Origin of the sequence: Paenibacillus alginolyticus DSM 5050 = NBRC 15375 (assembly GCF_000422905.1) — a bacterium.
Taxonomy (GTDB): domain Bacteria; phylum Bacillota; class Bacilli; order Paenibacillales; family NBRC-103111; genus Paenibacillus_E; species Paenibacillus_E alginolyticus.
In genome coordinates this window covers 58,065-73,462 of sequence record NZ_AUGY01000020.1, presented here as the reverse complement: position 1 = coordinate 73,462, position 15,398 = coordinate 58,065, and the positions used below count along the sequence as shown (strand labels likewise).

The 15,398-nt window shown below is 43.6% G+C and carries 16 protein-coding genes; 12 read left to right on the top strand and 4 right to left on the bottom strand.

Going from position 1 to position 15,398, the window contains the following annotated elements:
* Positions 1-209: 209 nt before the first annotated feature.
* The 11 genes from G519_RS0111135 to G519_RS0111085 all read left to right on the top strand — a co-directional run bounded on the left by G519_RS0111135 (position 210) and on the right by G519_RS0111085 (position 10,362).
* Positions 210-1,643 (top strand): MFS transporter, encoded by a 1,434-nt coding sequence (locus G519_RS0111135; RefSeq protein ID WP_029194749.1) that lies wholly within the window; start codon positions 210-212, stop codon positions 1,641-1,643.
* A 134-nt stretch (positions 1,644-1,777) separates the two neighbouring features.
* Entirely contained in the window at positions 1,778-2,035 is a 258-nt protein-coding gene (locus tag G519_RS0111130) for a hypothetical protein (protein ID WP_029194748.1), read from the top strand.
* A 27-nt stretch (positions 2,036-2,062) separates the two neighbouring features.
* Positions 2,063-2,782, top strand: coding sequence for a hypothetical protein (locus G519_RS0111125; protein ID WP_029194747.1), 720 nt, complete (start codon positions 2,063-2,065; stop codon positions 2,780-2,782).
* A gap of 94 nt (positions 2,783-2,876) precedes the next feature.
* Positions 2,877-3,656: a 2-keto-4-pentenoate hydratase gene (locus tag G519_RS0111120; RefSeq protein ID WP_029194746.1), complete on the top strand. Its 780-nt coding sequence runs from the start codon at positions 2,877-2,879 to the stop codon at positions 3,654-3,656.
* Between the two features lie 61 nt (positions 3,657-3,717).
* Positions 3,718-4,500 (top strand): 2-keto-4-pentenoate hydratase, encoded by a 783-nt coding sequence (locus G519_RS0111115; protein WP_029194745.1) that lies wholly within the window; start codon positions 3,718-3,720, stop codon positions 4,498-4,500.
* 305 nt (positions 4,501-4,805) lie between these two features.
* Positions 4,806-6,092, top strand: coding sequence for an aromatic ring-hydroxylating oxygenase subunit alpha (locus G519_RS0111110; protein ID WP_029194744.1), 1,287 nt, complete (start codon positions 4,806-4,808; stop codon positions 6,090-6,092).
* 33 nt (positions 6,093-6,125) lie between these two features.
* On the top strand, positions 6,126-6,629 hold the full coding sequence (locus G519_RS0111105; protein ID WP_029194743.1) for an aromatic-ring-hydroxylating dioxygenase subunit beta: 504 nt from the start codon (positions 6,126-6,128) through the stop codon (positions 6,627-6,629).
* Between the two features lie 36 nt (positions 6,630-6,665).
* Positions 6,666-7,565 (top strand): VOC family protein, encoded by a 900-nt coding sequence (locus G519_RS42660; RefSeq protein WP_036632657.1) that lies wholly within the window; start codon positions 6,666-6,668, stop codon positions 7,563-7,565.
* 61 nt (positions 7,566-7,626) lie between these two features.
* Positions 7,627-8,571 (top strand): substrate-binding domain-containing protein, encoded by a 945-nt coding sequence (locus G519_RS0111095; protein WP_029194742.1) that lies wholly within the window; start codon positions 7,627-7,629, stop codon positions 8,569-8,571.
* Between the two features lie 57 nt (positions 8,572-8,628).
* Entirely contained in the window at positions 8,629-9,384 is a 756-nt protein-coding gene (locus tag G519_RS42655) for an IclR family transcriptional regulator (RefSeq protein WP_051253325.1), read from the top strand.
* A gap of 30 nt (positions 9,385-9,414) precedes the next feature.
* On the top strand, positions 9,415-10,362 hold the full coding sequence (locus G519_RS0111085) for an amidohydrolase family protein (protein ID WP_029194741.1): 948 nt from the start codon (positions 9,415-9,417) through the stop codon (positions 10,360-10,362).
* A 173-nt stretch (positions 10,363-10,535) separates the two neighbouring features.
* Here the strand turns inward: G519_RS0111085 and G519_RS0111080 are convergent, their stop codons facing one another.
* From G519_RS0111080 to G519_RS0111065, 4 genes are read right to left on the bottom strand one after another with little or no spacing between them, the layout of a single operon-like run.
* Entirely contained in the window at positions 10,536-10,730 is a 195-nt protein-coding gene (locus G519_RS0111080) for a 4-oxalocrotonate tautomerase (protein ID WP_029194740.1), read from the bottom strand.
* Between the two features lie 22 nt (positions 10,731-10,752).
* Positions 10,753-11,784 carry a 4-hydroxy-2-oxovalerate aldolase gene (gene dmpG, locus G519_RS0111075; RefSeq protein WP_029194739.1) on the bottom strand — a complete coding sequence of 344 codons (1,032 nt, stop codon included), beginning with the start codon at positions 11,782-11,784 and terminating at the stop codon, positions 10,753-10,755.
* A 20-nt stretch (positions 11,785-11,804) separates the two neighbouring features.
* Positions 11,805-12,692, bottom strand: coding sequence for an acetaldehyde dehydrogenase (acetylating) (locus tag G519_RS0111070; protein WP_029194738.1), 888 nt, complete (start codon positions 12,690-12,692; stop codon positions 11,805-11,807).
* Positions 12,693-12,708: 16 nt separating this feature from the next.
* Positions 12,709-14,196 (bottom strand): aldehyde dehydrogenase, encoded by a 1,488-nt coding sequence (locus G519_RS0111065; RefSeq protein ID WP_051253324.1) that lies wholly within the window; start codon positions 14,194-14,196, stop codon positions 12,709-12,711.
* A 248-nt stretch (positions 14,197-14,444) separates the two neighbouring features.
* Here G519_RS0111065 and G519_RS0111060 point away from each other — a divergent pair, with 248 nt between their 5' ends.
* A complete protein-coding gene (locus G519_RS0111060) occupies positions 14,445-15,344 on the top strand; it encodes a LysR family transcriptional regulator (RefSeq protein ID WP_029194736.1) in 900 nt (299 codons plus the stop codon).
* Positions 15,345-15,398: the final 54 nt, after the last annotated feature.

The window sequence follows — 15,398 nt, the reverse complement described above, 5'->3', positions numbered from 1 at the left end:
TAATTATTGAGGCGTTTTCTAAAAGTCAAGTATTTTCACGGGTTTAGCGTACAAATTTGAGGAATTATGATTTCCAGTTTAAAGGTGTGCAAAAATAAAAAATCCCACCGTTTGGTGGGAGGAAAGCGCACAGGGCAGTGCTCATAAAGCCTTGTGCAGCAAGCCTCGGCGAATGCCGAGAGGCTAATTGTGTGAAGGGAGGACAGAATATGGACAACGTTGCTGAAAGGAACGATCGTCGTTGGTACGTTTTGTTGACGGTTGGTATAGGGACGTTTTTATCATCACTAAATACAAGTATAACGAACACCGTCTTACCCGTGATTGAAAGGGAACTCCATATTACACTCGGCCAGTCTGAATGGGTTGCATTGATTTATCTCCTTGTCCTTACTCTGTTTCTGCTGCCTATTGGACGGATGTCGGATTCATGGGGACACCGACAGATTTTTCTAGTTGGTTTTGCCCTTTATTCTTGTGCTGCCGTGATGTGCGGGTTATCAGAAAATTATATCTCACTTGTTTGGGGAAGAGCATTTCTTGGGCTCGCTGGGGCCATGATTCTCTCCATAGTACCTGCAATTATTACCACAACGTTTCCGGCAGAACAAAGGGGACGTGTCCTTGGTATTCAGGCAATAATGACTTACATTGGGCTTTCGATCGGCCCTGCTTTGGGTGGACTATTGACGCAGATATGGGGTTGGCAGGTAACATTTTTCGTGACAGTTCCCTTCGCTATGGTCGGTCTGGTTTTGGGGATTTGGGCAGTTCCGCAAGTTGAAGTGAAACAAACCAAACGAATAGATTTGAAAGGGATCCTGTTATTCATGATTGGAATGGCGACTGCGACCCTGCTGCTTAATACCAGTTTCATCACACGGCATCGTGCACTTATTATTACGCTTCTACTCATCGTTTTTGCAAGCGCTGCTTGGGCTTTTCAAAAGCTTGAGCGTAAGCAGCTTGATCCTATGCTTGATCTTAAGTTATTTCGAATACGAAATTTTGGTTTCGGAACGTTTAGTATAGCCTTAAATTACCTTTGTATCTATTTGCCCCTATTTTTATTGCCCTTCTATTTGGATCGTGTTCTCCATCTTTCGGCTGCCGAGATCGGAATATATATGACCATCACACCACTCGTCATGACCATTTGTGCTCCAATTTCAGGTGCTTTATCCGATAGTAAAGGGCCCCGTTTGCTGGCAACCTTAGGAATGATCTTTAGTACAGCAGGACTTATCTTGTTCGGAATTATGATTCCAGCATTCGGAGAACATGCGTATTGGACACTCATCGTGGGATTGATTTTAACGGGGCTTGGAACGGGAACATTCGTGGCACCTAGCAACTCAGCAGTTATGGGTGCTGTCCATTACCAACAACAAGGAACGGCTTCTGGTACTTTGGCCACATTTCGCTACATGGGTATGATGGCGGGAATTACAGTTGGCGGCTCTCTATTTCATTCACTGCTGAACAACATGGCCCCATCAGCAACATCGATACAGGGTTTTCTGTATGCTTTTTCTCTTGTCATGTGGGTTGGAGTCGTGTTTGGAGTTATAGGAATTGGTTGTACCCTCGCATTGACCCAATTAAAACCTAAATCAATGGCATCGAGCACGGATGACAAATAACTATATAAAAATTTGCGTTTGAAACACGGAATATTTCGTATAGCGGAACAAAGGTCTCGTTGTTAAGTAGCAGGTAAGTTATAAATAATATAGGGATCAAAAGGGCAATTATCTAATAGAAAAGGGATGATTACATGAAGATCATCGAACATAAATGGCAGCCGGGAGTAATCGGTATCTTGGATGAGAGCCGAGGCAAGCGCAGCTACTGGTTCAGCGCGCATAATCTGTTTGGAGAGTTAATGGACAACGAAGAAGCTGTTGATCTGCTGCTGGGCTGGTCCTCGGAAGAAGTGGGAACGGCAGCCAACAGCTTTCTAGCAAATACGGAGGACTGGTTAGACTATGACTTCGATCATGAAATCATTGTAGCACCTGCAATAAAAGCTTAATACACCTAGCCTTAAGGAGGCGAGAGAATGGCAAGTCAATTTTTGGTTGTATTTATGTCTTCATTACTCTTAGGATTCAGGCATGGAATTGATTGGGATCATATTGCTGCAATTACAGATCTTGTCGGTGTAGAAACGAAAGCCAAAAAAGGATTGATTCTAGCTACGATGTATTCTCTAGGTCATGGCTTTGTTATTTTAGTGCTTGGTGGCATAGCGATTGGGTTTGGCAAAAGTATTCCTGCTTGGCTTGATTCAACCATGGAAATTTTAGTAGCTTTTACACTTATTGCTCTGAGTATTTGGATGGTTATAACATTAATTCGTAGGTGGAACGGTTTTGAGCTTCAAAGCAAATGGAGTATGGCTCTTCAAGGACTTCGACAATTCAAGTATGTTATTGCTGCTAAAGTATTTAAAAAGGATATTGAAAAAATCTCCTCGACCAAAAAAACGGTTGGATATGCAGGAGCATTATTAGTTGGCATTATTCACGGATTCGGTGCAGAAACGCCAACGCAAATTTTATTGCTTAGTACGGCTGCTGGAATGGGTACCGTCATGTTGGGTGGCTCTGTAGTTCTTTCTTTTGTCATTGGTTTAATTCTCTCTACTTCACTTATTGCACTACTAGCGGTAATTGGATATATGAAAGCACGCCTGCGATTGTCATTATATCGAGCTGTTGGTTGTCTTACTGCTGCATATAGCTTTGCGTTAGGAATTTTTATCCTTTTAGAAATATAGAGTGCTTGGTTCCATATACCAGAACAGTTGTATTGAATGGATGGAATTAAGATTATAGGATGAAATTATAGTAAAAGTTAGGGAGGCTGCTATGATGAACCTGGAAAAAACAATCACATTCGCCGATCATTTAGCTAAGGCTGAAGAAATAGGTCAAGGCGTAAAGCCGTTAACTGAGATGGATGCTTCATTGACAGTGGTAGAGGCGTACCATGTCCAATTGAAAACAATTGAACGTAAGGTGAACGGGGGCCAGAGAGTCGTAGGAAAGAAAATCGGACTCACTTCGCTCGCCATGCAAAAGCTGCTAGGCGTGGACCAACCGGATTATGGTCACTTGCTTGACAGTATGGTGATTGACAACGGAGGGAAGATCTCGTCTGACAAAGTGCTTCAGCCCAAGGTGGAAGCTGAGATTGCCTTTGTATTGAAAAGTGATCTGATCGGACCTAAAGTAACAGCGATGGATGTACTATTGGCTACCGATTATGTGTTACCTGCATTAGAAATCGTAGACAGCAGGATTGCCGATTGGAAAATCAAACTTCAGGATACGATTGCAGATAATGCTTCCTCAGGACTTTACGTTTTGGGAAATCGTCCGATGAAAGTAAATGAGTTAGATTTAGTGCAGACAGGCGTGGTATTGTACAAAAACGGTGAAATCGTCAATACCGGTGTAGGTGCCGCAGCTTTGGGGAACCCTGCAATCTGCGTCGCATGGCTCGCCAACAAGCTGTTCGAGTTCGGTATTAGTCTCAAAGCCGGCGAAGTCATTCTCTCGGGGGCACTCTCTGCTGCTGCAAACGCTGTGCCTGGTGACCGCTTTCAAGCACGTTTTGCTCATTTTGGGGAAGTAACCGTGAATTTCTAAACTTAGAGCTAATGCTTACGAAGAAAGCTTTCCTAAAGGAAAGCTCTTAGGAGGAGAATACATGTCAGAAATTAATTATAAATCACTTGCTGCACACTTGAATCAGTCCGAGTACGAAAAGCGTGAGGTCACATCCATTCAAGCGGAATATCCCGAAATGACCGTGACAGACGCCTATAAAATCCAAGAAGAATTAGTAGGTCTCAAGCTCCAAGAGGGACATCGCATTATTGGTCCAAAAATGGGGCTGACGAGCAGAGCAAAAATGAAGCAGATGAACGTTGAAGAGCCCATCTATGGATACGTGTTTGATTACATGATCGTACCGGACAATACGTTATTATTGAATGTACTGATTCACCCTAAGGTTGAAGCTGAAATAGCTTTTATTCTTGGAAAAGATATTGAAGGTCCTAACGTGACAATCGAACAAGTCATCGAGGCAACGGAATATGTTGCACCGGCGTTGGAGATTATTGACAGCAGATACAAGGATTTTAAGTTTACTTTGCCTGACGTGATTGCAGACAACGCTTCCTCTTCGAGGGTGTTTTTGGGAAGTACGCTCAAACGTCCGCAAGAGTTGGAGCTGGATCTAGTCGGTGTGACGTTATCCATAAATGGAGAAATCAAAGAACTGGGCGCCAGCGCAGCTGTGCTGGGGCATCCTGCTGAATCACTAGTCTTGCTCGCCAGAATGCTTTCCCGCAAGGGATTGAAATTAAAGGCAGGACAAGTTATTTTAACAGGTGGAATTACAGGTGCGGTAATGCTCTCGGATGGCGATGTAGTTCAAGCAAAATGGGACGGTCTTGGTTCCATAGAATTTACCGTGAAAAAATAATCAGCAAGCCTATCACATCTGCCGATATTAGATGGATTTCCCTGTTAAACATCCAGATCGCGAGATCAAAGTAAAATTAGCTGGAGGATTTACTTCTAAATGATAGCGGAAGTTTCCTCAATTACTGAGTTTATCAACAGAAAAAGGCCGCTTGATAAAGCGGCTTATTTCTCATGTCCAGCTATAGAACCACCTATATGGTAAGTCTATGGGTCTGTATGTAAAGAATCAATTAGCTACTGCTTCTCTTCTCATCTATGATTGGAGATAAGAAATCCGAAACGAAATAAATGGAGGAAACAAAAATGGAAAGAAAGCGCTTTATTATTGACGATTCAGAAAGAATGCTGTTTAAGGTCAATCGTTCTGTTTTTGTCAAACCGGATATTTTTGAAAAAGAATTGGAAGTTATTTTTGATAAATGCTGGCTATATGTAGGTCATGCATCTGAAGTGAAGAGACCTGGAGATTTCAAAACACGTCATGTAGGCGGAAGACCAATTATATTTAATAAAGACAGCACAGGGAGGGTCAATGCTTTTCTGAACACCTGTCCACATCGTGGTGCTACAGTTTGCAGGGAGCGTGAGGGCAATTCGAAGACATTTCGCTGCTTCTATCACGCCTGGACGTTTAACAACCAAGGCTCCAATGTAGCTATTCCCGGTGAAGATGCTTACGGGCCTTGCTTCGATAAATCGCACATGAGCTTATATCCGGTTCCACGTCTTGAACAATATCGGGGGTTCTATTTTTTGAATTTCGATGCAGCAGCTGTTTCACTGCACGATTACCTCGCGGGTGCGAAGGAATATCTAGACCTTATTGACGACCAGTCGAGCATTGGGGAAATGGAAATTATTCAAGGAACTCAGGAATACGACATGAAGGCGAATTGGAAGCTGCTTGTGGAGAATAGCTTTGATGACTATCATGTTGTTCCGACACACATTACGTATCTGGACTATTTGAAGGACTCTGGCGTGGAAATTACTCTGCCCAAAGGTTTACTCATGCCGGCTCACGGTATTGGGAAGTCACTTGGAAACGGTAATGCGGTGATCGATAACAAGACGTATAGAGGCAGGCCGATTGCACGCTGGATGCCGATGTATGGGGAAGAAGCAAAGGCAGAAATTGAGGAAAAGCGCAGGGAATTAACGGAAAGGCTCGGAGAAGAAAAAGCGTACCGTATTGCTGAAACGAACCGTAATCTAGTTATTTTTCCAAATTTGGTCATCAATGACGGTTCAGCTATCACGGTACGTACATTTTTCCCCGTAAGCCACAATCGTATGAAAGTAACTGCATGGGCTTTGGGGCCTAAGGAAGAATCGGAAACAGCTCGGGCACTCCGCTTGGACAGCTACCTGACCTTTTATGGACCGGGTGGTTTCGCGACACCGGATGACGTTGAGGCTCTTGAGGTTGCCCAGCAAGGGTATGAAGCCTACAAGGAAGTTCAATGGTCCGATGTTTCCCGTGGCATTCACAAAGAAGAGCAGCTTAACACCGATGAAGTACATCTTCGTACATTCTGGCGCAGGTGGAACGAATTAATGACCGGTGAGAAAACAACAGGTACCAACTAATTGTGAATTTCGATTAAAGGGGGAGGGTTTGATATGGAACAGGGAAAAACTGCAAATGAATTTGACCGCGCTGCGATCGAGGACTTCTTGTATCATGAGGCCTATCTGCTCGATGAATGGCAGCTCGACGAGTGGGGTCAATTGCTGACAGAAGACGCTAAATATTATGTGCCTCCGAATGACGTGCCTAATGGTAATCCTAATGATACTTTGTTCCACGTTGCGGATGATATTGAGCGAATCAAATCTCGTATTAAACGGTTAAAAAGCCGGCATGCTCATGCTGAAAATCCGCATTCCCGCACGAGAAGATTGATTACAAATGTAAGAATTACAGAGCGAACAGACGAACTTATTCATGTATCCGCCAATTTCCTAGTGATGCGTTATCGGCGCAATGAGCAAATCCGCCAATATGTGGGCGTGTATAAATACAAGCTTGCTATAAGAGACGGGAAGCTCAAGATCGCAGAAAGAAAAGCCATTCTCGATTCAGAGGAGCTTGGAGCGCTCGGATCGATCAGCATCTTGCTATAGAACCTACTAGACGAATTTGGAAGAGGTGAGTTTTCGATGATTCGATATAATAAATTGGGTTACATCGCCTTAAATGTAACGGATGTCGAACGCAGCGCTAAGTTTTATAGTGAAATCGTGTGCCTTGATCAGGTGGGCGATGTACAAACGGACATGGCATCTCTTTCCTGCAGCTCCGATTATCACAATTTAGTATTGTATAAAGGCGATAAGCCCGGTTTAAAGCGGATTGCATTTGAAATGGAAGATACAGAAAATTGGGAAAAGGCTTTTGAGCTTCTCACAAAGGCCGGTAGAAATCCGGTTGAGGTCAGCAAGGAAGAGAGAAGTGCATTGAAAGTGGATAAGGCATTTCGCTTCCGTGATCTTAACGGGATTCAATTTGAATTTTATAATAGAATGCTTCAAAGACCGAAACCCTATAATCCGGACCCTGTTAAAATTATAAAACTCGATCATGTGGTGCTTCGTGTTCCCAATTTGGAGGAATCCTATAAGTTTTTTACCGAAGTGTTAAATTTTAAAGTGTCCGATACGCGGCATAAACCGACAGGGGAAATGTATTTCGCTTTTATGCGATGCTTTCCGAACCCATATCACCATTCCTTCGGCGTTTCGCAGGGCGATTTAAAGATGTTCCACATTGCCTTCAAGGTAGCCGACATCAATGATATGGGCATCAGCCGCAACCGCCTTCTTAATTACAATGTGCCGGTTATTTTCGGACCTGGCCGCCATTTGGCTTCCGGCAGCATTTTCATGTATTTTCTTGATCCGGATGACCTCACTTTGGAGTATACGCTGGGAATGGAAGAGTTTCCGGAGCATAGACCACGCCCGCCTAGAATGCTGGATCAATCGCTGCGAACGACGGACATGTGGGAAGGTGCATCTGATCCGCGCATTGGAAAAGTTGGACATGTTGAGGTTGAATAGCCTGAGCATGAGCCTTCGTATACAATCGCAGACTATTCTATATCTAATGGAGGCCATATAGATGAGTTTGAAAAAACTGAGTATAGCTTGCACGACCTACCTTCACACGATACCTCTTCTGTCTAAACAAATTCCTACTGAAAATTTTGAATATACGGTTGAAGCCGTAAAAAATATCGATGAATGTACAATGAGAACGTTAAAAGGTGATTTCGATATCGGCGAGATGTCGCTGGCGACGTTCTTGAAAGTACAAGAGCAAAATCCTAAGTTCAAGGCTCTTCCTGTATTTTCTCGAAAAATACCGCAAATGTACGCTTTCTGCGCAGAAAACTCGACACTTCAACATTATAAGGATCTCAAGGGGAAAAAGGTGGCCGTCTTTCAATATTGGGTGACGGCATCGATTTGGCACCGTTGGCTGCTGCAGCATTATTACGGCATTGATCCGAAGGATATAATATGGTGTCCTTTGCGTAAGGACCGCATGGAGAACATGCCGTACCCATCTGATTATCAAATGGATTGGAGCTATGTAAACGGGGCGCCGGAGGAACTTCTCAGAAACGGGGATATCGACTGCTTCTTCTACGCGCGCAAACCGGATAACTTCAGCGGGCTTCGATGGCTATTCCCGGATCCTTATGCTGAACAAACAGCTTTTATTCAAGAAACCGGATTCGCTCCTATCACTCATGTTATGGCGATCAAAGATGATCTGCTGCAAGAGTATCCTGAACTGATCAGTGAAATTATGGACTTGTTTGAAAAATCCAAGAGCCTCGGTCTAAGAGAGGTCGGACACTTCTCAAGCCTATATCTTCCTTTTGCAGATTGGCATTTGAAACAGACAGAGAAGATTTTTGGTTCAACGGATTGGAATGAAAACGGTTGGAGCAAAAACGTTCATGTCCTGGAAACCTTCTTTAAAGCGGCATGCGAACATGGGTTCGTAAGTGATCAAGTTGATCTTCATCATTGTTTTGTACCCTATGATTACGAATAACGGGTAAGAAGCTTTTTCGAAAGGCTGCTGAATTCTTTGCTAAGGGATGGTGTTCCAATGGCTACACAAGAACCGCTTTCCTCTGTCACCAACGCACTTCGAATTTTGCGTGAGTTTACTAAAGAAGATAAGGAATTCGGGATAACAGAGCTCAGTAATCGTTTAGGTTTGGCGAAGAGCACCATTTTTCGTCTGGTCAGTACATTAAATAATGTTGATCTGTTGGAAAAAAACGACGAAACACACAAATACTACTTGGGTATTGGTGCATTTGAGCTCGGATTTGCCGCTTATCATCGAAATGAGCTGCGCCTGATCGCGTATCCACTCCTAGCCAAATTAATGACTAATGTCCGGGAAACGGTTCACCTCGCGGTTTATAACAACGGAGAAGTTATTTATTTGAGTAAATTAACTTCAGATAATGAAAAGATCACCATATCCCAAATCGGCAGACGTGCTCCAAGTCACTGCACGGCTTCCGGTAAAATACTTTTGGCTCATCAGATGGAGAAAGAGATCGAACGCGTTATGCATGTCGGTTTGAAGAAATATGCCGAGAAAACAATTGTAAACGCCGAAGAACTTAGGAAGCAGTTAAGGGACGTACGGAAAAACGGTTATGCTATCTCCAATTCCGAATACAAAGATGGTGTTATATCCATTGGAGTGCCAGTTTATAATTATTATGGCATCGTGATCGCCGCTATTACGCTGACGATGGCTAAAACATATTTATATCCTTTGCAAATTCAAACCTTTGTCAAAGAATTAAAGCAAATCAGCCTTTTAATTACAGATCGATTAGATTAGCAGGAAAAGACTTGATAGGGAGGATGCAGCATGTATGATGTTCACACTCACTTTATTCCAACTGAAGTTATGGACTGGCTTGAAGAGAATAAACGGAGAGTTAACGCAGCAAAGGAGAAAAAAGACGCAGACAAAAGCGTTTTCCTAAATATCAATGGAAAGTGGGCCTTTGAATTAAAGGAGCTTTTTATTGACGAACAATTATATTTGGAGAAACAAAAAGAATCCGGCATTGTTCAATCACTTGTGTCGCCTATACCGCAATTGTTTCTGTACGAATTTGATAAAGAAACAACTCTAGAATTAAGCAAGGTATACAATGACGCGCTTTGTCGGATGTCAAAGTCGTTCCCATCCATTGCCGGATTAGCTACTCTACCTTTGAACGCTCCCGGACTTGCGGCAGATGAACTGAGTCGGTCTATGTCAAAAGGATTGAAAGGGGCTATTATAGGCCCAGGTTGCGGTAATCTTCTTTTAACAGATGCCGCATTCACTCCGCTTTGGGAAGAAGCCAACCGGTTGGGATCCGTGATCTTTATACATCCTTTGTTGAGCGAGGATCCCAGGCTTCGGCGGAGAATGATGCCCAATTTAATCGGAGTCCCCTGGGAAACGACCTTGTGTGCGACGGATATTTTATTAAGCGGAATGATGGACAAATATCCCCGAGTTAAAATTTTATTAGCTCATGGAGGCGGTCTTCTTCCTTATCAAGTCGGACGGCTTGATAAAGGATACAGCCAATGGGAGCAAGTGAAATCGACATTGCAAGCTCCTCCAAGTGAATATTTGAAAAGATTCTGGTACGATTCCGTCCTATGGAATTCAGAAGCATTACAATTTTTGTTAAAGCTTGTCGGGGAAGAGAAAGTGCTGCCTGGCTCCGATTTTCCGTTTGATTTGTGCGCATGGCCACCCGTATTGGCGGAAAATGAAGCAGCATACTTATCGTTTGTTGGGGATTCTCGTTCATAAATTAGAAGCACGCGTCAAAACCGTTCAGCTGGTCTGAACGGTTTTTTTGGATGTGCAACCCCTTGTAAACATCTGCAAGTAAATGAGGGAAGTACCTTCATTTCGAACTGAAGGCACTTCCCTCATGTAACAATGGATGGTATAGCAGCATCAATCTTTTGCAGACCCGCTACTTATCGGCCGGGGGTATCCGAAACGGCAACGCCGCCGATTCCCCAATGGCTCTTTGGCACTTCTGTAACTATGACTCGGACTCTCTCTTTAGGAACTTCCAAGGTGTTAGCCACCGTATCCGTCACACTGCCGATCAGATCTTTAATCTTATTCTCGGGTCTTCCTTGCAGCACTTGAATATTGACAATTGGCATTCATATTCCTCCTTTTCTACCCCTAGCTTGAGGCGACTTTACTCCGTTTACTAGCAATTTCGGCAGCGATATCGACAATCATGTCTTCCTGTCCACCGACAACCTTGCGTTCGCCAAGCTCAACGAGAATATCCCTCGAATCCAGGCCGAACCTCTGAGCAGCGCGCCTAGCATGGAGCAGAAAGCTCGAGTACACGCCTGCATACCCAAGCACAAGGCTGTCTCTGTTGATTTCCTGAGGAGCGTTTAAAATCGGCGCAACGATATTCTCAGCTAAATCCATCATTTTATAAACATCAATTCCCGTTTTGATCTTTAAACGGTCCATAACAGACACCAATACCTCGGTTTGTGTATTCCCCGCACCTGCCCCTAAGCATCGAACGCTGCCATCAATCCAAGTCGCTCCTTCTTCGATTGCTGCAAGAGTATTCGCCATAGCTAATGACAAATTATTATGTCCGTGAAATCCGATGTTAATGCCAAGTGTTTGCTTCAGAGCTTGGATTCGCTCCTTTACTTGATAAGGCAACATCGCCCCTGCCGAATCGACGACATAAACGGTATCCGCGCCGTAGCTCTCCATCAATTTAGCTTGTTCCACCAAAGTTTTGACAGGAGCCATATGGGACATCATGAGGAAACCAACCGTCACAAGCCCGAGTTCTTTGGCTCTGGCAATGTGTTGGGCCGAAACGTCGGCTTCCGTAACGTGAGTAGCAATTCGGGCCATACGAACCCCAAGATTCGCAGCTTCGTTCAAATCCTTAATCGTTCCAATACCGGGGAGCAGTAGTACTCCAATCTTCGATTGCTTGCAAACGGAAACCGCTGCTTCGATTAGCTCCATTTCGTTGGTGAGTGAAAGTCCGTACTGGAGTGATGATCCCGCAAGTCCGTCGCCGTGAGAAACTTCAATATAAGGAACGTTAGCTTCATCCAATGCCTTGGTAACGTTAATCACCTGTTCAGTCGTATATTGGTGCGAAATCGCGTGGCTTCCGTCACGAAGTGCCACCTCGGTGATGACGATATCACGATCTTGTTGTGTCATATAAAATCCACCCCTTTCTGTTATACAGCAGATTTTTTCAAACGATTTTTGGCCAGTTCTTCTGCTACTTTAACGGCAGACGCCGTCATAATATCCAAGTTACCCGAGTATGCCGGCAGGTAATCTCCAGCACCAGCTACTTCCAAAATTACGGTAATTTTGTTACCGTCAAAGATCGGCTCTGTCCTTAAGCGATAACCTGGAACATAGGACTGAATATATTGAACAGTTTCTGCGATCGAACGTCTGATCTCCGGTTCGTTCATCGTTCCGTCTTGAACCAGTGCATGTACAGTATCTCTCATAAGGATCGGAGGCTCCGCTGGATTTAGAATGATAATCGCTTTTCCTTTTTTGGCACCGCCGATCTTTTCTATCCCGTGTGACGTAGTCTCCGTAAATTCGTCTATGTTGGCTCTTGTACCAGGACCTGCGCTTTTGCTCGATATCGTTGCCACAATCTCTGCATAATCAACAGGGGCGACCTTATTAATGGCATGTACGACTGGAATTGTCGCCTGACCGCCGCATGTAATTAAGTTTATATTGGTTGCTTCCAGGTGCATACCCAAATTACACGATGGGATTACGAACGGTCCGACTGCAGCAGGAGTGAGGTCTATTGCAATTTTTCCCTTTTCCCGCAGCATTTTAGCATGCCGAATATGTGCCTTTGCCGAAGTGGCGTCAAACACGATATCCGCAAGATCGGGACTCTTTTCCAAGAACTCTTTAAGACCGCCGGTATAGGTTGCATAGCCTCTATCCCTTGCACGACGCAAACCGTCGGACTCAGCATCGATTCCAATCATCGCAGTCAATTCTAGTAATTCAGAGCGCTCCAGCTTGATCATTAAATCGGAGCCGATATTTCCAGAGCCTAAGATGGCTACTTTCAATTTGGACATACGTTCATCCTCCTGGCTATAGTTTAATGCAAATATTAGTCAACTCGGAATAAAACTCGAGACTATGCTTACCGCCTTCACGACCGATACCGCTTTGTTTCATTCCACCGAATGGAGTCCGTAAATCTCTCAAGAACCATGTATTTACCCAAACAATCCCTGCATCAATTTGACCGGCCACACGGTGAGCACGGCGCAAATCATTCGTCCACACGGATGCGCTTAAACCGTAGTGAGTATCATTGGCTTGAGCCAAAACCTCTTCCTCTGTATCAAACGGGATGACCGTGACAACAGGTCCGAAAATTTCTTCTCTAACCGTACGGCAGTTTCCGTCGAGTCCGACAATGATGGTTGGCTCTAAATAATATCCTTGCTCCAATCCTTCAGGCGATCTGCCCCCCGTTAAGATCGTCCCGCCTTCTTCTTTAGCCAGTTCAATATATCCTTTAACTCTGTTGAAATGCTCCTCACCGATTAAGGAACCCACTTTTGTTTTGGCATCAAACGGATCACCTACAACCAACTCTTTCGTTTTAGCAACGAATTTCTCTAAAAACTGTTCGTAAGCGGGACGTTCCACATAAATTCTCGATCCGCACAAGCAAACTTCGCCTTGGTTAATAAAACTGGATTTAATCGTTGTTTCAATCACTTCATCTAAATTAGAATCCGCAAATATGATATTCGGATTTTTGCCTCCAAGCTCGAACGATAGACGTTTCAATGTTTTGGCAGCGCTTGCCATAATGATTTTGCCGGTGGTTGTTTCACCCGTAAAGGAAATAGCGCTCACATCAGGATGCTCTGTTAATGCCGATCCTGCAGAATTAGGTCCGAATCCATGGACGATATTGACGACGCCATCCGGCACACCGGCATCCTTACATATTTGCGCAAGCACCGTAGCCGTCATCGGTGTCAATTCCGCCGGTTTCATAACGACCGTATTTCCGGCAGCCAAGCATGGAGCCAGCTTCCAGGTCATAAGCAAAAGAGGCAAGTTCCAAGGATTGATCAAGCCTACGACCCCGAGAGGCTTTCGAACCGAGTAATTAATCGCAACCTGATCCATCTGATAGGCTTCTGTACCGTCCGATCTTAAAGAATCTGCGAAAAAGTGGAAGTTATACGCGGAACGAGGAATGTCAATACTGCCGGATAACCAAATGGGCTTTCCAGTATCAACAGACTCTAGTACAGCCAATTCCTCTTTTCTTTCCAAAATCAAGTCGCCGATTCGTCGGATGACATTGATTCTATCGTTTTGTGACATCGTTTTCCACGGACCTTGTAGTGCTCTTTTGGCTGCAGCTACAGCCAAATCCACTTCCTCTTTACCGCCTTCCGCTACTATGCCGATCACCTTGCCTGTAGCCGGGTTGATGTTATCAAACGTTTTTCCATTGAGAGAAGAGACATATTGCCCATCGATAAAGTGTAGACAATCTATCGATTGGGAGACGTAGTTATTGGCTAACGAGGTTGAAGCATTTGTTTGCATGGCAATGGCCTCCTTAAATTTAAGTGATTGACAATCTCATAGTAAAATGAGGGTCTGTTTTAAACAACCTGACTGTTCTTGCATACGGAATGTTTTTTGAAAATTGGTTCAGAGTCTGTTAAAAAATCGTGTATTCGCCAGTATTATCCAAGATTTAATAACCAAATTAATGCGCGACATTATATTAAATTATGTGTAATATTAAATATGAGCTATTCATGGATCGCTGAAGGGTGGACGAAGCAAGTATGGAATTAAAGTATATAGAAGCGTTCCTAATGGTTGTCGAAAAAGGGAGCTTTTCCATGGCTGCAGAAGCATTATTTATTACTCAACCAACGATCAGTGTTCGAATTCAACTTCTTGAGCAAGAACTAAATACTGAACTGTTCACCCGAATTAATGGAAAACGAATTACTTTGACCCCCGCAGGTGAAAAAATATTACCCTATTTTAAAGATGCCTATGAAATCATTAAAAAAGGTTATCACGCGCTTCAAGAGAAGACGGATGTGCAACAAAAAATATCACTTGCCTGCCCAAACCATATGGGTGCCGAAATTATGCCCGAGCTCCTGAATGAATTGTATCAGCATTTTCCCGAAGTGGAATTTGGGGTGACGGTCAAAGTATCAAGAGATATTATTGAGGACATCCGGAATGGATCGATAGATGTTGGTTTAGCGTTTATCAAATCACCGGCCAGCTTAAAGGACTTGACTGTGATCGAGATTGCCAAGGAAAAGACCGTTTTGGTCTGTTCTCCGAGTCATCTGTTCAGCACAATGCACACGTTAAACTTCAGTGATCTTAGAAACGAACGGATCGTGAACTACAGCAAAACCTTCCATAACACACAAACCATAGACAATTTTCTTCGAAAACATGGATTTAACGATTATAAAGCAACAGAAATCAATAACCTCGGTTGGATCAAAATGATGGTCAGAAAAGGGCTGGGGATAGCCTTCCTTCAAAAAATGATCGTTTATGATGAATTGAAAAATGGGATACTAGTTGAATTGCCTCTGCAAAAATCATTGCCTTCAACACCAATATTTTTAGTATTTAGGCAAGGAATCCGTGAGGATGTTAAGCAGGTTGTCATCAAAACTACCAGAAATCTATTTGAGCAAATGAGCGGATAGATGTAGAAATCTTTATCGAAGCAATAAAAATAATTAACTACCGTTTCACATAAA